This window comes from Pseudoalteromonas atlantica (assembly GCF_043641955.1).
Lineage (GTDB): Bacteria > Pseudomonadota > Gammaproteobacteria > Enterobacterales > Alteromonadaceae > Pseudoalteromonas > Pseudoalteromonas atlantica_A.
Genome location: NZ_JBHZRV010000004.1, coordinates 178,367 through 197,837 on the forward strand (window position 1 = coordinate 178,367; position 19,471 = coordinate 197,837).

General features: G+C 40.3%; 15 protein-coding genes and 1 tRNA gene. 5 read left to right on the plus strand and 11 right to left on the minus strand.

What is annotated here, in order from left to right; translation table 11 throughout:
- Positions 1-975: 975 nt before the first annotated feature.
- Positions 976-3,642, plus strand: coding sequence for an ATP-binding protein (locus tag ACHUE3_RS10365; RefSeq protein WP_394192341.1), 2,667 nt, complete (start codon positions 976-978; stop codon positions 3,640-3,642).
- Here the strand turns inward: ACHUE3_RS10365 and rimI are convergent.
- From rimI to guaB, 5 genes are all read right to left on the minus strand, one after another.
- Entirely contained in the window at positions 3,639-4,100 is a 462-nt protein-coding gene (rimI, locus tag ACHUE3_RS10370) for a ribosomal protein S18-alanine N-acetyltransferase (RefSeq protein WP_394192342.1), read from the minus strand. The two genes, ACHUE3_RS10365 and rimI, sit on opposite strands and share 4 nt — an antisense overlap.
- Positions 4,087-4,425: a hypothetical protein gene (locus ACHUE3_RS10375; RefSeq protein WP_394192343.1), complete on the minus strand. Its 339-nt coding sequence runs from the start codon at positions 4,423-4,425 to the stop codon at positions 4,087-4,089. Before ACHUE3_RS10375 ends, rimI begins: the two co-directional genes overlap by 14 nt.
- Before the next feature lie 65 nt (positions 4,426-4,490).
- Positions 4,491-4,567, minus strand: a tRNA-Trp gene (locus tag ACHUE3_RS10380).
- A 145-nt stretch (positions 4,568-4,712) separates the two neighbouring features.
- Positions 4,713-6,290: a glutamine-hydrolyzing GMP synthase gene (guaA, locus tag ACHUE3_RS10385; RefSeq protein ID WP_394192344.1), complete on the minus strand. Its 1,578-nt coding sequence runs from the start codon at positions 6,288-6,290 to the stop codon at positions 4,713-4,715.
- Positions 6,291-6,390: 100 nt separating this feature from the next.
- Entirely contained in the window at positions 6,391-7,860 is a 1,470-nt protein-coding gene (guaB, locus tag ACHUE3_RS10390) for an IMP dehydrogenase (protein WP_394192345.1), read from the minus strand.
- A 135-nt stretch (positions 7,861-7,995) separates the two neighbouring features.
- Here guaB and xseA point away from each other — a divergent pair, with 135 nt between their 5' ends.
- On the plus strand, positions 7,996-9,330 hold the full coding sequence (xseA, locus tag ACHUE3_RS10395; protein WP_394192346.1) for an exodeoxyribonuclease VII large subunit: 1,335 nt from the start codon (positions 7,996-7,998) through the stop codon (positions 9,328-9,330).
- Positions 9,331-9,332: 2 nt separating this feature from the next.
- Here the strand turns inward: xseA and ACHUE3_RS10400 are convergent, their stop codons facing one another.
- Together ACHUE3_RS10400 and cysE are read right to left on the minus strand one after the other, a co-directional pair.
- Positions 9,333-9,986: a hypothetical protein gene (locus ACHUE3_RS10400; RefSeq protein ID WP_394192347.1), complete on the minus strand. Its 654-nt coding sequence runs from the start codon at positions 9,984-9,986 to the stop codon at positions 9,333-9,335.
- A gap of 24 nt (positions 9,987-10,010) precedes the next feature.
- Positions 10,011-10,826 (minus strand): serine O-acetyltransferase, encoded by an 816-nt coding sequence (gene cysE, locus ACHUE3_RS10405; RefSeq protein WP_394192348.1) that lies wholly within the window; start codon positions 10,824-10,826, stop codon positions 10,011-10,013.
- A gap of 327 nt (positions 10,827-11,153) precedes the next feature.
- Here cysE and ACHUE3_RS10410 point away from each other — a divergent pair, with 327 nt between their 5' ends.
- Both ACHUE3_RS10410 and ACHUE3_RS10415 read left to right on the plus strand, forming a co-directional pair.
- Positions 11,154-11,558 carry a hypothetical protein gene (locus ACHUE3_RS10410; protein ID WP_394192349.1) on the plus strand — a complete coding sequence of 135 codons (405 nt, stop codon included), beginning with the start codon at positions 11,154-11,156 and terminating at the stop codon, positions 11,556-11,558.
- Position 11,559: 1 nt separating this feature from the next.
- On the plus strand, positions 11,560-11,880 hold the full coding sequence (locus tag ACHUE3_RS10415; RefSeq protein WP_394192350.1) for a helix-turn-helix transcriptional regulator: 321 nt from the start codon (positions 11,560-11,562) through the stop codon (positions 11,878-11,880).
- A 164-nt stretch (positions 11,881-12,044) separates the two neighbouring features.
- Here the strand turns inward: ACHUE3_RS10415 and ACHUE3_RS10420 are convergent, their stop codons facing one another.
- On the minus strand, positions 12,045-14,930 hold the full coding sequence (locus ACHUE3_RS10420) for a M16 family metallopeptidase (protein WP_394192351.1): 2,886 nt from the start codon (positions 14,928-14,930) through the stop codon (positions 12,045-12,047).
- Positions 14,931-15,186: 256 nt separating this feature from the next.
- Here ACHUE3_RS10420 and ACHUE3_RS10425 point away from each other — a divergent pair, with 256 nt between their 5' ends.
- Positions 15,187-16,143 carry a methylenetetrahydrofolate reductase gene (locus tag ACHUE3_RS10425; RefSeq protein WP_394192352.1) on the plus strand — a complete coding sequence of 319 codons (957 nt, stop codon included), beginning with the start codon at positions 15,187-15,189 and terminating at the stop codon, positions 16,141-16,143.
- A gap of 23 nt (positions 16,144-16,166) precedes the next feature.
- On the opposite strand, the gene ACHUE3_RS10430 is transcribed toward ACHUE3_RS10425, so the two are convergent.
- The 3 genes from ACHUE3_RS10430 to ACHUE3_RS10440 all read right to left on the minus strand — a co-directional run bounded on the left by ACHUE3_RS10430 (position 16,167) and on the right by ACHUE3_RS10440 (position 19,238).
- Positions 16,167-17,141 carry a sensor domain-containing diguanylate cyclase gene (locus tag ACHUE3_RS10430; RefSeq protein ID WP_394192353.1) on the minus strand — a complete coding sequence of 325 codons (975 nt, stop codon included), beginning with the start codon at positions 17,139-17,141 and terminating at the stop codon, positions 16,167-16,169.
- Positions 17,142-17,184: 43 nt separating this feature from the next.
- Complete coding sequence (locus ACHUE3_RS10435; protein ID WP_394192354.1) at positions 17,185-18,429, minus strand: DEAD/DEAH box helicase; 1,245 nt, start codon at positions 18,427-18,429, stop codon at positions 17,185-17,187.
- A 104-nt stretch (positions 18,430-18,533) separates the two neighbouring features.
- Complete coding sequence (locus ACHUE3_RS10440; protein WP_394192355.1) at positions 18,534-19,238, minus strand: DUF3581 domain-containing protein; 705 nt, start codon at positions 19,236-19,238, stop codon at positions 18,534-18,536.
- Between the last annotated feature and the right edge of the window lie 233 nt (positions 19,239-19,471).

Genomic DNA, 19,471 nt, shown 5'->3' on the forward strand with positions numbered 1-19,471 from the left:
ATAAGTAGAAGGAGATTTTTGTCATCGACAAAAGAGCGATACTCTCGCTGATAATCGCGAACTGACACATCAAACTCCCTAAGTACTTTTGTCGCTCAGACCTTATACAGCAGGGGCTACAGAAGAACTCGCGTCAAATCTCCAGAAGATAAGTGCAACAAAGAGGAAGTTTGTACACAGTTACAGGAAATTTTGTACACACAGGCCGATAATAAAGTGCAAAACGAGGGTATGAACTGTAGTTAAATTTGAGGGTAAGTCCGATATCTCAGTTAGAAATAGTCGTATTGGTTCGCTTCAAGCATCTTCAAAAACAAACGCCAAAGCAAGAATCACACCAATAATAAACCCCTTAATTAAATTTTGTATTTTGGTGCAGAAGAAAACATTTATCAAAAAATGGGGACTCTTTTTAGAGGTAGTACTTTTCACGTCAAATCCAGTAACCACAAGGCCTACAGCCAAGTTTGTGTCATGGAATTATCGCCAAAGGCCTTTAAAACGGAATTTGTACTCAAGTTTGTACACACTTTCCGAGGTTACGCTTGAACATCATTGAAAAGCAAAGAAACGAGAAAAAGACAAAAAGCCTTTAAATTCAGTACGTAGAGATGTGATTGTGGTGTGCAATGAAAGGTGGTTTTAAGCGTTGAAAGGCTGGGCGGCATCAGGGTGAGAGATAATAGCGAACGTTCGTCGCGTATTGATTTCGTTTAATAAATTAGACATGTAAGCCGCTTTAAGTCATAACAACGCACAACAAAAACCAGCCAACACAAGGCCTTCTTTGGGCATCGTAAAAATAAAATAGAATTAACGCTATTATACCTTGTTTGTCTTAGCCAAAAAAGCAACGATTGCAAGTAATTAAGCACTTCTGAGAAACTATAATTAAGCCAGTATGTAGGAAGCTTGTGTAATGTACGACTAACGCATACTATTGGAAAGATTACACGGAGGAGTTATTGTTTGGGCATGAAAACCAGTAAGCTTAGTATTCGATTATTATGGTACATCACACCGCTTGTGATCTTACCACTGCTATTTTTGGGCGGATTTACATTAACAAATGTAACTAACTCAACCCAGAAGCAGGCTGAGCTTATAGTGAGTCGATTTGTTGAACAACAGCAACAAAAAATGTTTAACTACATTGATTCTTTTCATTCAACATCAAAGCTTTTATCCACCTCACCCGTATTAAGTGACTTCCTTGCTGATGATATGTTAAGTAACGGCAATTACACCTCTCAATTAGGTGACTTAATGGATGTATTTGCCAGCTACTCTGAAGCTTACCCTGACATTATTAGTGTGAACCTTGTCTCACCAAGTGGAAAGAGTAAAGCTTACTACTCGAGTAATTTAAATACTCCCCCTACAGACTACCCATTTTTTTCTCGTGTATTACAGAGCAACCTACGCCAGCAGCAATTTATGGTGCAAAAAAACGACGGTACAACAAGTCTATATTTTGTGCAGCGCGTTTACAGTGCTGATTACTATTTAAAACGACCCCAACAACTAGGGTTTATTATTTTACATGTTGAGCCTTCTATTTTAAATACCAGCATCCTAGAAGCACCATATAACAACACGCTCAATTTGCTGTTAACAGAAGACGGTAAAATTTTATTTAGTTCTGACTACAATAAACGTGGGCAATTTATTAGTGAATATGAACTAAAACAAATTCATAACCTTGCCGATTTAGGTAAGCTGTCAACCATCGAGTTATCCAGTATAGATAAAATAGAACGTATGATTTACGCCGTTCAAATGAGTGGTGGCTATTATTATGTTTCAACCATCCCCAAAGCTTTACTTTATCAATCTGGTAAAGCAATCAGTTTGATCACCGCATTGATTGTCATTATTTCTGTAATCACTTTACCTATGCTGATCTTTATCGTTGTGCGTAACCTATTACTCAACCCAATAGAGTCTTTGGGGGCTGCCAGCCACCGCGTTGGCGATGGTGATTTATCTGTGTACTTACCCGCCCACAATAATGATGAAGTAGGTGTACTGTTTAACGACTTTAATCACATGGTAAACCAAATCCGCCATTATCAAGATGAGCTTGAAGAGTATAAGCATCACCTTGAAGACAAGGTCGAAAGCCGAACCCGGGCACTCGAAACCATGAATAGCCAACTTGAATCTGCTATTGCGCAAGCTGAACAGGCAAACCAACTTAAAAGTCGCTTTTTAGCGAACATGAGTCATGAAATTCGTACGCCATTAACGGCGATCATGGGCTTTACAGAACAGCTATTACACAGCAAAGAAGCCGTCTCAGATGAGCTACATTTAGCTACTATTTTACGTAATTCTAAGCACCTGCTAGAACTAATAAACAATATTTTAGATCTTTCTAAAATAGAAGCTGAAAAGCTGGCTGTTGAAAAATCACCTCTTGATATTGTTCAACTTGTACATGATATTGACTCGATAATTCGTCCCCTTTCGCAAGAAAAAAACCTCAAATGCGAGATAAATTATCATTTGCCATTACCTAAAATAATTAATTCTGATGCAACCCGCTTAAAACAGATCTTGATTAATATCGCCAGTAACGCGGTTAAATTTACCGAACAAGGTTTAATAAGCTTAGATATTACTTATGATGAAAACTCCCAATCAATTGAGTTTGCCATAAAAGACAGCGGTATTGGCATGTCAGAGCACGAGATAGAACGTGTTTTCAAACCTTTTGAGCAAGCTGATGCCACAACTACTCGCCGCTTTGGTGGTACTGGGCTTGGGTTATGTATTTCTAAAAACTTAGCACAATTACTAGGCGGAGACGTTTACGTACAAAGCACACCAGGCATGGGCAGCTGTTTTAGCGTCAAAATAGCTTGCAACTTAGCTGCAGAAAATCAAGCCCCAATGCTAACAGAGCTAAGTCAATTAAAGCCTGAAAAAGACACCCAACTTTCATTTGCAGCCAACAGCTTTGATGCAAATATTTTGGTCGCTGAAGATAACCCTGATAACCAAGTGCTTATCACATTACTGCTGCAAACCTGGGGCTTAGACCCTGATATAGCAAACAACGGCGCAGAAGCGGTAGAAATGGCGTTAGTTAATGATTATCAAGTTATTATTATGGATATGCAGATGCCTGTCATGGGTGGGTTAGAAGCAACGCAAATGCTCCGTCATGCAGCTTACGACGGCCCTATTATTGCCCTAACTGCGAACGTAATGAAACATGATGTAGATACTTATTTAAAAGCAGGTTGCAACGAAGCCTTAGCCAAACCGATTGATAAAGATGCACTAGAAAATGTTCTTGTTAAATACTTACATATCGAAAAAGACAGCCAAAACAAATGGGATAGTTTACTAAATAGTGAAAAGTTTCAACAGATAAACGAAAATTATCGCTCAAAACTACCTGAGCATTTAGCGCAAGTTATTGAGTTATATCAGGCCGGAGAGTGGGAGGTGCTAAGAGCACTGGCTCATAATTTAAAAGGCAGTGCTGGCTGCTTTGGCTTTAGTAATATTCACCAAGCGGCTGCAAAGCTTGAAGATAATTTACGAGGCAGAGACACGGATCATAACCGCCGGGATTATTTAGCATTGAGTTTAATTGAAGCAATAAAATACACTATAAACCACAAATCTTAACCGAAAAGTAGAGTCATTCCCATTAGGATGGCGTCTTCATTGCCATTTTTAGTCGGGTCATCGCTCGGGTAATAATTTTTACGTACAGACATTTCACTAAACCCTGCGCGCTCATATAGCTTGATTGCACGAGTATTTGTCTCTCGCACCTCTAAAAATAAGTTTTCAGCGGTGTGTTGTTCGCCGTACGCTATAAACCTCTCAAGCAATTGTTTTGCAATGCCCTGCCCTTGATATTCTGGCGCTACACAAATATCCATAAGCGTAAAATCAGGTCCAGCCTTTTCGCCAATGTAAAACCCCACCATATCAGAACCTACAAAAGCGGCTAAATTAAAGTAACGCCCAGCTAAACAAGATTGCATGGTGTTTATTGTCCATGGGTGACTATGGCACGCGCTCTCAATACTCATTAGAGCATCGATTGAAGATTCTGTAACAGATTCAAAGGTTATCAATTTTATCGCTCATCAGCGCCCACAGCGCACGTTTATGTTCAGGTTTAAGTTGCGCCGTGGGTAAGCTCAATATGCCATCGTGCCAAGTAATGCTATCACTTTGGATTATATTGCTAATAGTGTCTGGGGCTATTACTCGGTTTATATCAGCTAACAACGAAGCGCTCACATCAAGAGTACGACTATGCAAGTCATTATCAGAGCTGTTTTGTGCAACTTGCGCTTGATGAGTATCAGCAACTATATGCGCTGACGTATCACTACGAAAATGTTGGTTAAGTTCGAGGTTTTCTATACCAAAAATAGCTGCGTGACGTGGATGCATAACAACTCAGTAGATTTAAACACTGGAACAATATAAGAAGTAATAAAAACGATGTAAAGAAGAAATGGCAGGGGCGGAGAGATTCGAACTCCCAACCGTCGGTTTTGGAGACCGCTGTTCTACCAATTGGAACTACGCCCCTGCAATGACGATGAATTATAGAGACCTTTCGCTAAAGGTAAAGTAAAAAATCAACTTTTTGGTTTGTTTGCTTTTTAAATAAACAAAACGGCGAATTAGCATGCTAATTCGCCGTTTTTTAATCAATTAGGAAAACCGCTTAGCAGTTATTCCCACTCAATCGTGGCAGGTGGTTTACCTGAAATATCGTAAACAACACGTGAAATACCGTCGATTTCGTTAATGATACGGTTTGAAACCACACCTAAGAACTCATACGGTAAATGTGACCAACGCGCAGTCATAAAGTCGATGGTTTCAACGCAGCGTAAGCTTACAACCCAATCGTACTTACGTGCATCACCCATAACCCCTACCGACTTAACCGGTAAGAATACCGTAAACGCTTGGCTTACTTTATGGTATAGCTCTGCTTTATGTAGCTCTTCAATGAAGATAGCATCAGCACGGCGAAGTAAATCACAGTACTCTTTCTTGATTTCACCCAGTACACGCACACCTAAACCAGGCCCTGGGAACGGGTGGCGGTAAAGCATGTCGTACGGTAAACCTAGCTCTAAACCAATTTTACGTACTTCATCTTTGAATAACTCACGTAATGGCTCTACTAAGCCCATCTTCATGTCATCTGGTAAGCCACCCACATTGTGGTGAGACTTGATAACATGTGCTTTACCTGTAGCTGATGCCGCTGATTCGATTACGTCTGGGTAGATTGTACCTTGACCTAACCACTTCGCATTTTTAAGTTTTTTAGATTGCTCATCAAATACATTAATAAATGTGTGACCGATTGCTTTACGCTTATCTTCAGGGTCAGATTTACCAGCAAGATCCGCTAAGAACTGATCTTCAGCATCTACTTTGACAATGTTAAGGCCAAACTTGTTGCCAAACATGTCCATAACTTGCTGACCTTCGTTTAATCGAAGTAAACCGTTATCAACAAATACACACGTTAGGCGATCGCCAATTGCGCGGTGAATAAGCATAGCTACAACCGATGAATCAACACCGCCTGATAAGCCTAAAATAACTTCGTCATCGCCAACAGTTTCTTTGATACGCTCGATGGCGTCATCAATGATTTTTGCTGGAGTCCACAGTTTTTCACAACCACAAATATCAATCGCAAAACGTTCTAATAAACGCTGACCTTGATGCGTGTGTGTTACTTCTGGGTGGAACTGAACGCCATAAAAACGCTTTTCTTCGTTAGACATAGCCGCATGTGGGCAAGTAGATGTCTTAGCTGTGGTGGTGAACGTATCTGGAATTTCCATTACTTTATCACCATGGCTCATCCATACGTCGAGTACGCCATTACCGCCATCAGTAATGTGATCTTCAATGGCATCAAATAATGCACAATCACCTACTTTTTCAACTTGGGCGTAGCCAAACTCTTTTTTGTCAGAGCTGTGTACACGACCACCCAGTTGTGTTGCCATTGTTTGCATACCGTAGCAAATACCTAGTACTGGCACACCAGCATTAAATACATACTCAGGAGCACGTGGGCTGTTTTCTAAGGTTGTTGACTCAGGGCCACCAGAAAGAATGATACCTTGCGGGTTGAATTCACGGATTTGCTCTTCCGTTACATCCCATGCCCACAGTTCACAGTAAACACCAATTTCTCGCACACGGCGGGCGATCAATTGCGTGTATTGCGAACCAAAGTCTAAAATAAGAATTCGTGAATCGTGAATGTCTTTGCTCATTGAGGGTCTCGTTAGTCAAGAACTGGCATTCAGGTAACCTGAATGACTATAAATAAGGGCCAGCATTTGCTGGCCCGGTAATTTCAATACGTTAGGTAGATTAACCTAAGCGGTAGTTAGGCGCTTCTTTAGTGATTTGCACATCATGAACGTGCGATTCACCCATACCCGCCGAAGTAACGCGTACAAACTGTGGTTTTGTGTTTAACTCATTTATTGTGGCACAACCGGTTAATCCCATTGCACTGCGCAGGCCGCCCACTTGTTGGTGAATGATGGTTGCGATTGGGCCCTTATAAGCCACTCGACCTTCAATCCCTTCAGGAACTAGCTTGTCAGCTTGATTTGATTTTTGGAAGTAACGATCTGATGAACCTTCTTTTTGGTCCATCGCACCTAAGCTGCCCATACCACGGTATGATTTGTAGTAACGACCTTGGTAAAGCTCAACTTCACCAGGCGCTTCTTCAGTACCCGCTAGCATAGAGCCAACCATGACACATGATGCACCAGCGACTAATGCTTTTACGATATCGCCTGAGAAACGAATACCACCATCGGCAATAACTGGAATATCGCGACCTTTAAGGCCTTCAACAGCATCAGAAATAGCCGTAATTTGTGGTACACCACAACCTGTTACAATACGTGTAGTACAGATTGAACCTGGGCCGATACCAACTTTAACTGCATCAACACCAGCATCAGCAAGGGCGATTGCACCTTCTGCTGTAGCCACGTTACCTGCAACAATTTGTAAATCTGGGAATGCTTTACGTGTAGCCGCTACGCGGTCGATAACACCTTGAGAGTGGCCATGTGAAGTATCAATAAGTAATACATCTACGCCTGCTTCAACTAATGCAGCAATACGCTCATCAGTCCCCGCGCCAACACCAACCGCAGCACCTACACGTAAACGGCCTTGCTCGTCTTTACATGCATCTGGCTTGTCTTGTGCTTTTTGGTAATCTTTTACTGTGATCATGCCTTTTAGCTTAAAGGCATCATCAACAACAAGAATTTTTTCAATACGGTGTTCGTGCATTAAGCCTAAAATTTCTTCGCGTGCTGCGCCTTCTTTAACGGTAACAAGCTTGTCTTTTTTAGTCATAACAGTTGAAACTGGTTGCTCAAGTTTCGTTTCGAAACGCATATCACGGCTGGTTACGATACCAACAAGGCCATTATCAGCGTCCGTTACCGGAAAACCTGAAAAACCTTTTTCTTCAGAAAGTGCAACTGCATCCGCAATGGTTAAATCCGCTGTAACAGTAACAGGATAAGAAACAATGCCCGCTTCGTACGTTTTAACTTTACGTACGTTTTTAGCTTGTTCTTCAATTGTCATGTTTTTGTGGATAAAACCTAAACCGCCCTCTTGCGCTAAAGCAATCGCTAAGCGAGCTTCTGTAACAGTATCCATAGATGCTGAAACTAGCGGCAAGTTAAGTTTGATACCACGCGTTAAGCGAGTTGAAATATTTGCCGTGTGTGGCAAAACAGTAGAATGACCTGGTACTAAAAGTACGTCATCAAAGGTAAGAGCTTCTTTAGCAATTCTAAGCATTTTGGCAACTTCTCACATGTGGATCTTGTTTAAGGAATTGCGGCCAAATTTTATCAGCGTTATTGGCATGAGTAAATAAGATTTCGCAAATATTTATGATAAAATCCCCCTATCAGCGTTTTTAAGGTTCGTTTTATGGCCATAACTTCAAAGCAGCAAACGGTTTATACCGTCTCCAGGTTAAATCGAGAAATAAGAACAGTGCTCGAGCAAGGATTTGCGTCGTTAATTTTAACGGGGGAGATCTCAAATTTTATAACTCCCGCATCCGGACATTGGTACTTCACTCTAAAAGATGACCGCGCTCAAGTAAAAGCCGCGATGTGGCGTGGTAATAATCGTGGTCAACGCTATCGTCCAGAAAATGGCGCACAAGTAACGGTGCGTGCCCGAGTATCTTTGTATGAACCGCGTGGCGACTACCAATTAATTGTTGAGCATATGGAAGCCGCTGGTGAAGGCCAATTAAAGCAAGAATTTGATGAACTGAAAATGCGTCTTGCCGCGCAAGGGCTGTTTAGCTCTGTGCATAAAAAGCCTTTACCCAATGTTGTTCATCGAGTGGGAGTGGTAACCTCCGCCACAGGCGCTGCAATCAAAGATATATTAACGGTACTTAAGCGCCGCGCACCACAGCTTGAAGTCGTTATTTATCCTGCCATGGTACAAGGTAAAGACGCACATCTACAGCTAATTGATAAAATAAACCTCGCGAATATTCGCAAAGAAGTTGATGTACTTATAGTTGGCCGTGGCGGCGGATCATTAGAAGATTTATGGTGCTTTAATCACGAGCAGCTTGCTCACGCTATTTTTGAAAGCGAACTGCCAGTTATTAGTGCTGTCGGCCATGAAATCGACACCACAATCAGTGATTACGTTGGCGATATACGTGCAGCAACACCCAGTGCAGCCGCAGAACTTGTCAGTCCAAACAGTGCTGAGTTAACAAACCAAGTACAGCAAATGCTTAATCGTTTAGCGAATGCATTTAAACACCAACTGGCTGATAAACGCAGACTTGCGGTGCAGCTTGAACATAAACTTACGCTCTGTCATCCGCGTAATCAATTAAATCAGCAAGCTCAGCGCTTAGATGAGCTTACTCTGGCATTGCAAAACGCCATGCAGCAGCGCCTTTATAAGCAAGAACGTCGGCTCGCTAATTTAAAACCACGATTATTACAACGCTCCCCCGATAGAAAGCTTTCGCAAGCAGATTATCAATTACAGCAGCTGCAGGTACGCTTGCAACAAGCAATGCAACAGCAGCTGGGGAGTGCTAAAAACAACCTGGCGATGCAGGCTGGTCGATTAGACTCAGTCAGCCCGCTAAATGTATTAGCCCGTGGTTATAGCATCACTAAATCAAAGCAAGGTAAGGTGATTAAGTCGGTAACACAGGTTAACTCTGGTGATATTTTAATTACAGAGCTGGCCGATGGCACCATTGAGTCTCAAGCTAGCTAAAATTACTGCTCTGTGCTGAGCAACAATTTAAAACTTTCGTCACTCGATGTAGAGGTGCTGGTTTTAAATTGTTGCCAAAACGCTTGCTTAACTAACTTATCGTTTAATTCTCGCCACTGCCTGTGATCAAACTCTTCATTGCCTTGTGGTGCCACAAGTTCAAACTTACACACTGAGGTTTTACATTCAGCACTGACTAATTCTGGAGTAATAGTTAAGTCGGCGGTTATCAAAAAATCCTGTAAGGCAACTTCGGTGCGGTAAGCCCACTCCTCATCACGGTTTTGCTGATCAAATTTATCAAGCAGCATTTGCTCAAAATCAGAAGGGCCTTGTAATTGTTTTTGATAACTTTTCACTGCGGCTTTTTGTGTTGCAAGCTCACGCTTTAACTCAACAACCTGCTGCTGTAACTGCTCTGCAGAGCGTGAAGTGTCATTATTATCAGTCAAAGTTTGCTGGTCAGGTATTTCAGTTACAGCCAAAGCAACTGTTTGGACGGGGGCTGGAGTGCTTGTTGATGCTTTTGATATTGATTGAATATGCTTTTTGTCAGTGTTTTGATCAAAAGGAGCAATAAGTAAAAAATAGCCTGAAGCTATAATAACACCCGCAATAAAAGCGAGTAATAAAGACAATGGGCTATTTTTTATCATTACGCGGTAATTCCTTTACAGCATTTATAACATGGCGCTGGTGTGCGATTCGTTTTCTGGTTCTGCTTCTAAAAAGTTTTGATTCATGCTTTCTGCCGGACAGGGACAGTTTGGCTTACCAACAATTTTAGCAGGAACCCCAACAGCTGTAGTATGCGGCGGTACAGGGCTTAGCACAACTGAGCCTGCACCAATTCTTGCTCCTTCACCTACTTCTATATTACCAAGTACTTTTGCCCCAGCACCAATTAAAACGCCTGCGCGAATTTTAGGATGACGGTCACCTTTTTCGTTACCAGTACCACCTAAGGTTACTGACTGTAAAATGGATACGTTGTCTTCAATTACCGCCGTTTCACCTATTACTATGCCAGTTGCATGGTCAAACATAATACCATGACCGACTTTACAAGCAGGATGGATATCAACGCCAAATACTTCTGAGGTACGGCTTTGAATAAACCGCGCGAGTTCTTTGCGGTTTTGACGCCAGAGGCAATGGGCAAGTCTATGTGCTTGTATTGCATGAAAACCCTTTAAGTTTAATATTACTGTTAAGTAAGTATCGGCAGCAGGGTCTCGATCTTTAACTGCTTTTATATCATTTGCAACGTGGGTCAACATTCGATCACAATCAACAAACGCTTGGTCAAATAATTCTCTTATGGTAAATGCTGACACAACCGCATCAGCTAATTTATTTGCCACAATAAAGCTTAATGCCGAACCTAAACATTCGTGATTCAAAATACATGAGTAAACATGGCTTGCTAATAAAGGTTCACGAGTGACAACTTCGTTTGCTTCAGTACGAAGTTGTTGCCAAATTTCATGACGCATAGGACGGCCTTAAATAAAATATAAATGTGCTTGAGGTAAGTTTAACGGATTTAACGACTGATGTGTTAATACTGTCATTATTTGTTCTGGCTATTAGATATAACAAACTTAAACCCATTGCTTATGAATAAACTAATCAGCCCACATGACAAACAATAAAAAACCAATAAGTATTATAAAAATTAAAATTCCATTTAATTCATACATTAACAGCACATGACAGTCGTCATGTCATATGACAATATAGCCATTGGCATATAACTGACGGCGTAAATAATAAAAATAAACGCTAAATTAGCATCATCAACTCAACAAGGATAAATGATGATGAATAACGATATACTTAATACTAAAAAACTGGGTTATAAATTTTACTTTCAAGATGGCGATGATCAAATAGCCTGTTTTGGTAGCTACTTCACAGGTAAAGAAGAAGTCTATATCAATGATGAGCTTGTTAGTGAAAAGCGAAATATTAATGTAACAAGTAAACATCAATTTGAATTATCTGGTAATACTTTTAATGTTAAATTTGAGATGCTGAATATTTTGACTGGAAAACTTCAGTGTTCACTATTTAAAAATAAAAAGTTAGTTAAAAGCTACGAGCAATCATCACTATTTAACAATCCAAAAACATCGCTAAAAGTTCTTGCTGGCTGCTTTTTGGGTGGACTCATTGGCGGCTACTTACTCATTACAATTTTAGAATACCTCATTGGGGAGCTTTAATATGCAGCTCAATCCCCAAACCGTAAAAAGCTTGAGGCAAAAACTAAATTGGACTCAACAGCAACTTGCTGATGCCTGTGATGTTAGTTTACGGACCATTCAGCGAGTCGAAAAAGAAGGCGCTGCGTCAAAAGAAACCACCATGGCCTTATGTGCCGTATTGGAGGTTCGCCAAGGCGAATTGATACGACTTGAAGAGGTCGCAGCATCAGACTCTAAAACACAGGTTATTAATAAAAAAAATATAACAGCGATGATAGCAATTTCATCTTTTGCAAGCTTTGCACTTGGCATGATCACCGTATTTTTAATTATGAGATAAGGAAAATTAAGCTATGTCAAAGGAATCGAGAGGACACATTACCCTACTGCTTATCGTTAGTGCCATCATACTTTTTGGGCTAGGTGTAAAGATTGGCGCAATGTTATAAAAATGCCCCAAACTTGGGGCATTTAAATTAATCGTCTTAGTTATTTAAATGTTTGTTATTCAAACACCTTATCTACAGCCAAGACTTCAATGTTTTTCGCAGGAATAGATAACGTGTAATCAGCAATTACTTTATCTTCAGCAACCAGTTCTGCTGGTTTTTCTGCATTGTATACCATAGGTGATGTTTGCTCAGACGCTAAGCGTTTTTGCATATCTTTACCATCGCCTGTGATAAATACATATTGAATATCATCAGTTTGTAAGTTTGCTTTTATTACGCGATTTACATCAGCAAGGCTTAGTTTTTCAAGCTGGCTAGTCACGTATTTAACAAATGTTTCTGTGTTATAAAACTCACTATCAAGCGCGTATCCTAACTGGCGGTTTTGGCTTGCAACCATTTGAGGCACAAAGTTGATTAAGAAATTGCGCGTTGCCTCAAAATCTTTTTCAGTCATGCCATTTTTGATCAGTTTATCAAGTTCAAATAAAGCCGTACGTGTTGCAAAGTGTGCATCGTTATTTGAACGTAACGGACGCAACCATACTTGGAATATTTGCTCTGAACGGCCAAGGTTTGCATCTGGCTTTGTTTGGAACATACCACGTGGGAAATACTCGATATACGCGTAATCACCATAATTCATACCACGCGTTTGACGAATGCGCTCATACAAGTATGAGTTAGAGCTGCGGTGCTCACCAAAGTAAGAGCGAACTAACCAAAGTGCAGTCCAGTCTTCGCTACTGCGAATAGTATCAATTGGGAAACCAAATGACACAGCTGTTGATTGCGCTGACTTTTCAACAATAGTGGCATGATGCCCTTTAAGCTCTGGTGCATCGGGAATTGATAAACGACTCTCCTCCCCTTTCGGTAAATCGCTTAAATCAGCAAACATGGTTGTTTTAAGAGACTCAGGCACAGCACCTATTAGACCAACCGTTAGCTTAGCCTGTGTGAACTCTTTTGCGTAAAACGCTCTTACATCATCAAGAGTTAATGCTTCTAGGTCTGATAAGTCACCGTAGTTGTAACTTTCATACGGATGACCTTGGTACAGCTTATGATAAAGTACTTCTTTACCTAGCTCTTCATCGTTAGATGCTTTAAGGCCCGATTTAATACCGTCAATCAGCTCTTTCTTTAAACGTTTAAAATCATCTTCTCTGAAACCAGGATTAAGTAATTGCTCACTAACAAGTGCATACCACTGAGCTGCATTATCTTTATGGACACGCCCTTGTAATGAAATCATTTCTTTATCTATTTGATAACCAAAGCTGCCTGCTAATGGATACAATGCTTTTTTGATATCATTATAACTTTTAGACTCAGAGCCGCCTTGTGCCAGCATTGCAGCAGTGAGCGCAGCAACCCCTTTTTGACCTTTAGGATCAGCTGCAGCACCTGTGTGGAATAACCAATTAACGTCAATCAATGGTGAGCTATTGGTCTTATCAAGCACATTAAAGTGGCGCTCTTTGACTGTTTGCTTGCTAGCAACTAGCGTATTTAGGTCAACTTCTTTTTCAAAGTCGGCTATTTTATCAAGTGCCGACATAGTTACCGTTGTGCGACCACTATCAACAAAGTATTTGTTAGCAATATCTTGAATATCTTTAGCTGTAATACTGTCAGCGGTTGCATAAAGTTGGTTAATCACTTCTGGATCACGTTCAAAGTGCATATAACTTGCAAGTGTTGATGCAATTGACTGAGATGAATCGAGGCCATTAATAAAGCTGTATTTTAAGTTAGATTTCAAGTCAGCAAGCTTTTGGCTATCTACAAGCTCAGTACGCGCTTTTGCATACGTATCATTAATTGCATCACGCGCTTTAGCTAAGTCTTCTTCGTTTTCTACTTTTACAAATACATGCAGTAAGCCCGGATCTTTTGTATCTGGGTTATAGGTAAACATTTGGCTGGCAATTTGTTTATCAACTACTAACTCTTGATATAACTCTGAGTTATTTGAAAAATAAAGCTGCGAGAGTAAATCAAGGGCTGCGCGGTCTTTTACTTCTGGCTGCCAAGCCGTGCCTTTGTATGATACAAGCAACCAATGCCCTGGCAGACCTTCGTTTTTCTCATGGATATACTTAGCCGCTTGCTGTTTTGGCTCCGTGGGAATATCAGCAACATAATCACCTTTTTGCCAGTTACCCCAATGCTTTTTAACCATCGCCATAGTTTCTTTTGTATCAACATCGCCAACAATAACTAATGAAACATATTCTGGTTTGTAAAACTTCTCAAAAAACTCTTTACCGTACGCCATTTGATCTGGCATGGCTTCAATGTCTTCAAAAAAGCCCATAGTAGTGTGTTTGTAGGTATGTTCTTCAAATGCTTCATTTCGAACAGCAGAGAGTAACTTACGAATTGGGCTGGCATTATTTTTAAGGTATTCACCTTTCACTGTTAATGCTTCGGTACGAAATTGCTCTTCAGAATATTTTAAATTTTGGAAAATATCGGCTTCAATTTCGAGTACTTTATCAAGGTGCTGTTTCGAGAAGTTTAGGTGATAGTTAGTGTAATCATTGGTTGTATAAGCGCGGTTATCAACGCCTGAATTTTTTAAGATATCTGAATAAACATCCTGTGGAAACTTTTCAGACCCTTTAAACATCATATGTTCAAAAAAGTGCGCAAAACCCGTTTTACCCGCCTCTACTTCATTACGTGAACCAACAGAAACTGGAATTTGCAATGAAACAACATCTGGATAATCGGTTTTAACAATCATCACACGTAAACCATTATCTAGCTCTTCTAGTACGTAGTCTTGTGAAAAAACACGATCGTTTGCGGTGTTTACAGAGTTTTGTTCTATTTCAACTTCTTTAACCATGGTTGTACTTTCATTGCTAGCACACCCGCTCAGTGCTAGCGTAACGGCTAGACTCGTTGCTAATAGTTTAAATTTCATTGTTATCCCTTGTTAGTTGAATATTTTTTTAGTTATAAATATGTCTACATCACTTCGATTATGCAACAAAGCGAGCAATTATAAGACCCCCAGCATAACAATTTATGTAAACAGTTGTGTATAAACACCACTATTCCACGCTTCCAACTTGAATATAATTCATAGTAATTGAAAAACTTTCACCAAAAAAATCTATCTAGACGTCTAAATGGCTGCTATATTATCAAACATAGACAAAACAGCTGGAATGAGGATTATGGCTTTATCATTACAAGAGAAAATTGAAGACACCAATCAAGGTGTTTATTTAATTGGCACAACTCCACCACGCATTGGTACAGATAAAGCTCAACTTGAAACCATTGCTCAAAAGCTTTTAGGCCGTTTGCATGAAATTGAATACGATGGTGTGATTATTTATGATATTCAAGATGAAAGTAGCCGTACTGATAAGCCGCGCCCTTTTCCATTCAAACAGACTGTGGACCCGAGAGAATACAGCCATTTATTGCGTAATTTATCCGATCAAGACGTGATCACTTACAAAAGTGTTGCACAGCGCGGTGAAGAAGAATTTAAAGCATGGTTACATGAAACCAAAGCACAGTTTGATTTAAAAAACTTAGTGCTGGTGGGTAGCCCCTCATCTGAAGGTGATATCAAGCTAAGCTTACCAAATGCCTATAAAGTGCTAGAGCAACAGTCGGATGACTTCTTTTTAGGTGGCGTCACGATTGCTGAGCGCCACGCCAGTAAACGTAACGAACACGAACGCCTACTTGAAAAAACCGCACAAGGGTGCAAATTTTTCATCTCACAAGCTGTTTACAATGCCCAAGCCACGATTGATTTAATCACCAGCTATGCACGCAGCTGTAAAGCACAAGGTATTAAGCCGCAACGAATCATTCTGACATTTACACCATGTGGCAGTGAAAAAACGCTAGACTTTATGCAGTGGCTAGGGATTTCTGTACCGGAGGCCACAAAATGGCGCATGCTTGACTCGCAAAACCCGCTTAGTGAATCAGTGCGCATTTGCCGTGAAAACTTAGATTTGATCTTACAAAGCTGTGCTCATTTAGATGTGCCATTGGGCCTGAACATTGAAAGTTTAACAAACCGTAAAGAAGAAATTGACGCATCAATTAATCTTTACCGTTTGCTAAAAGCAACAATGGAATTAAATCTGGCCGAAAAGCAAATAGCTTAAAGTAAACAACAAGCAAGCATTATTCACTCATTTAAGAGTTTAAATGCTTGTTTGTTTTTATACATTTCTTGGTCTGCTTTATCTAGCAACACATCAAAGGGTTCTGTTTGCCCAGAACTAAAGCTATAACCAATACTTAAACTCAAATTTGGTAAGTCTTTATCAGCTAATGCAGTTTTATAGCCGTCGCGTATTTTATTAAGCACATTCTCTATTAGCTGTTTATCGGTTATCTGAATCACCGCGATAAACTCATCACCACCTAAACGGCCAATAATGTCTGCATCTCTTAAACGTACTCTCAATGTTTCAGCCAATGTAATAAGTGCATTATCACCCACTTCATGACCGAAATGATCGTTTAACTTTTTAAAATCATTAATGTCTATGAACAAGCAACACACATCAAAGCCCAACCGCCTAGCCAAGTTAATCTTTTGTTGAGCGAGTAAACTCAATGCACGGCGGTTATAAATATTCGTCAACGGGTCTAGCATGGCAATTTCACGCATTTGCACGAAACTATTAACCATCTCTAAGTCATCTTCGACCATGTCTCTTAGTTGCTTGATTAGCTCCAAATAATTGCGTTGATAATCAGTTTGTTCAAAATCCATTACGCATAATGTGCCGAATACCTCACCATTGGGCCAATGGATCGGCAAACCAAGGTATGATTCAAAACCATCCTTAACGACTTCGGGGTTATCAAGCCAATACGTTTCTTTGCTAGCATGTTTCTCATAGAGCGCACTATTATCTGTCACCACCTTTTTGCAAAATATATTTACATCATTGGGTATAAAAGTGCCTGCATCATACGGGTTTTCTTGCTGTTCGCTGGCTATAACTACCCGATAACCTTTATCAACAGACTGCACAATGAAACCCGCCGGTGCAGAAAACAGGTCTGTCATTAAATCGACTGTTTTCTGCCACTTCTGTAAAGATATATGGCTGTCTTTTTCTGAGAACATCCACTGATTAGTTTTAAACATACTGTGCACCCGCGCTGACTACTTAAAGCTAAGTATAAAAGACTTATCGGCGGCGGTTTGAACTTTTTTTACCTAAAATTCGTTTTTTATCACGGTCTTTCCGCGATTTATTCGTATTTTTACGATTATCTTTAGGCTTTTTGTTTGGGTCAGGCTCATACCCTGCAAGCCATTGTGGTGTTAGGCGGGTATCTAATAGGACTTCGATTTCTTCAAGCAGCCATTGCTCATCAAGGCTTACTAATGACATTGCAAGGCCTTGCTCACCCGCTCGGCCCGTTCGACCAATTCGATGAACGTAATCTTCAGCTATATAAGGAAGCTCAAAGTTGATTACGTATTTTAATGAAACAATGTCTAGCCCTCGCGCAGCAACATCCGTTGCAACAAGCACACGAGTGGTCCCCTCTTTAAAGTTTTGCAACGCTCTGTCGCGTGCCCCTTGTGATTTATCGCCGTGGATAGACTCCGTCTTAAGCCCGTCTTTACACATTTCTTTGGCTAACTTATCCGCCATCTGTTTGGTACGCGTAAAAATAAGCACTTGGCGCCAGTTTTTCATACCAATCATATGGGAGACTAGCTCTCGCTTACGGTCTTCATCTACAGCGTAAATAACTTGCTCAACTTCTACCGCTGCCGAATTGCGCTTATCGACTTCTACAAGTTTTGGATCCTTTAGCAACTTTTTACTTAGTTCAAACACGCTATCATCAAAGGTGGCTGAAAATAGTAAAGTCTGGCGGTCACTTGGCACATGACGCAAAATACGTTTAATCTCGTCAATAAAGCCCATATCGAGCATGCGATCAGCCTCGTCAAATACTAATGAGTCTACGCTTGATAATGTAATGCTGCCTTTAATAATGTGATCAAGTAACCGCCCTGGGGTTGCAACCACTACTTGCGCCTCTTTCATCGCTTTAACTTGAGGGCTAATACTTGCACCACCATAGGCTAAAGCCCCCTTGATACCACAGCCTTGTGCATACTTTTCAAAACTTGCAAATACCTGCTGAGCAAGCTCTCGGGTTGGCGTTAATATTAAAACTCGCGCGGTGCCTTGCTCATCTTTTTTGTCGCTAGTGATTAATTTGTGCAATAGAGGTAATACAAAGGCAGCTGTTTTACCGGTGCCTGTTTGGGCGCTGCCCATCACGTCGTTTCCAGCCAAAATGAGTGGGATTGTTTGTAGCTGAATAGCGGTAGGGCTTTTGTATTCAGTTAACTCAAGGCTTTTGAGTAGTAAAGGGTCAAGGTGAAGATCAGTAAACGTTGCAGCAGACATAAGATAAACTTGGAATGACAAATGTTAGCATTATTGTACGCGCAAAACGCTTAACAAAAAAGGCGCTTACGCGCCTTCTTAGTAGTGATTAAACTCTCGCTGAATTAAGCGACTGGTTTAAGCGTTTCTTTACGTTCGTTATAAAAGGCAATCAAATCGTCAACTGTAGTTTGGCAATATTCTCGTATGCCTGATACAACCATATGTTTTTCACCTGAGCCCACTTTTTTGCCATTCTCTAGCAAATTAAATCGCAAGGTTATTTTACCGCGCTTACCTGCGCATTCGAAATCAGGTTCAGCAAATTCTAAAGTAGGTGCCGTGATATCCAATGTATCGAGGTTGATTAACATTGATTCATAAATAACCATCGGTCTAGCCGGGTTTATCATGACATCTTGCTTGCCCATAAGTGGAATTATGACATGAGGAAACGTAGTACCAGAAAACTCTACATAATTTTTTATCAGACTATTAGTCAGTGTTTCACATTGGCTTGTTTTACCTTCACGCTTAACTTTAAGCATGACTTTTTCACCACTGGTGATATCAAATTCATCTGCACCTTGTGGAAACTCAAGTTTTGAGTTTTCATCCACCATGCCAGCAAAAGTGAACTCCATTCTTTCACTGATACCGTATTTGTTTAGTACCAACGAAAACAATAAATCTCCAGGTACACAAAATCGTTTTGCGTCTTTATCATGAAGTGGGTTGTAATCATCAGCTACGCACTTAGCAAAGCGGCAACCTTGTTCACGAGAAATAGAGATGTAGTCAGCATGTTGCTGATAATAAGGACTTAACATTGTTTGTTCACTGCTTAAACTGCTTATAACTTATCTATACTACCAGATAAAATAATGAGAGAGGTCGAATCTGTTTAATTTTGTGTAACAAAATAAATGCTTGGTTTAATAAAGCTAAAAGATGAAGATAAATCAACTTAAAAAAGTAAGTATCACTTACCCTATTTTACTAATCACGAACCAATTAAATAAATAGCCTACAATTAAATGTAGCAATTTGTACAAAGGGTTAA

What these genes read in the sequence shown, in the direction of transcription:
- guaA (WP_394192344.1), bottom strand. Translation starts at nt 6,290, where the DNA reads ATGAGCAAAGACATTCACGATTCACGAATTCTTATTTTAGACTTTGGT.
- ACHUE3_RS10365 (WP_394192341.1), top strand. Translation starts at nt 976, where the DNA reads ATGAAAACCAGTAAGCTTAGTATTCGATTATTATGGTACATCACACCG.
- guaB (WP_394192345.1), bottom strand. Translation starts at nt 7,860, where the DNA reads ATGCTTAGAATTGCTAAAGAAGCTCTTACCTTTGATGACGTACTTTTA.
- ACHUE3_RS10425 (WP_394192352.1), top strand. Translation starts at nt 15,187, where the DNA reads ATGGCTTTATCATTACAAGAGAAAATTGAAGACACCAATCAAGGTGTT.
- ACHUE3_RS10420 (WP_394192351.1), bottom strand. Translation starts at nt 14,930, where the DNA reads ATGAAATTTAAACTATTAGCAACGAGTCTAGCCGTTACGCTAGCACTG.
- ACHUE3_RS10435 (WP_394192354.1), bottom strand. Translation starts at nt 18,429, where the DNA reads ATGTCTGCTGCAACGTTTACTGATCTTCACCTTGACCCTTTACTACTC.
- ACHUE3_RS10430 (WP_394192353.1), bottom strand. Translation starts at nt 17,141, where the DNA reads ATGTTTAAAACTAATCAGTGGATGTTCTCAGAAAAAGACAGCCATATA.
- cysE (WP_394192348.1), bottom strand. Translation starts at nt 10,826, where the DNA reads ATGCGTCATGAAATTTGGCAACAACTTCGTACTGAAGCAAACGAAGTT.
- ACHUE3_RS10375 (WP_394192343.1), bottom strand. Translation starts at nt 4,425, where the DNA reads ATGCATCCACGTCACGCAGCTATTTTTGGTATAGAAAACCTCGAACTT.
- ACHUE3_RS10410 (WP_394192349.1), top strand. Translation starts at nt 11,154, where the DNA reads ATGAATAACGATATACTTAATACTAAAAAACTGGGTTATAAATTTTAC.
- xseA (WP_394192346.1), top strand. Translation starts at nt 7,996, where the DNA reads ATGGCCATAACTTCAAAGCAGCAAACGGTTTATACCGTCTCCAGGTTA.
- ACHUE3_RS10415 (WP_394192350.1), top strand. Translation starts at nt 11,560, where the DNA reads ATGCAGCTCAATCCCCAAACCGTAAAAAGCTTGAGGCAAAAACTAAAT.
- ACHUE3_RS10440 (WP_394192355.1), bottom strand. Translation starts at nt 19,238, where the DNA reads ATGTTAAGTCCTTATTATCAGCAACATGCTGACTACATCTCTATTTCT.
- ACHUE3_RS10400 (WP_394192347.1), bottom strand. Translation starts at nt 9,986, where the DNA reads ATGATAAAAAATAGCCCATTGTCTTTATTACTCGCTTTTATTGCGGGT.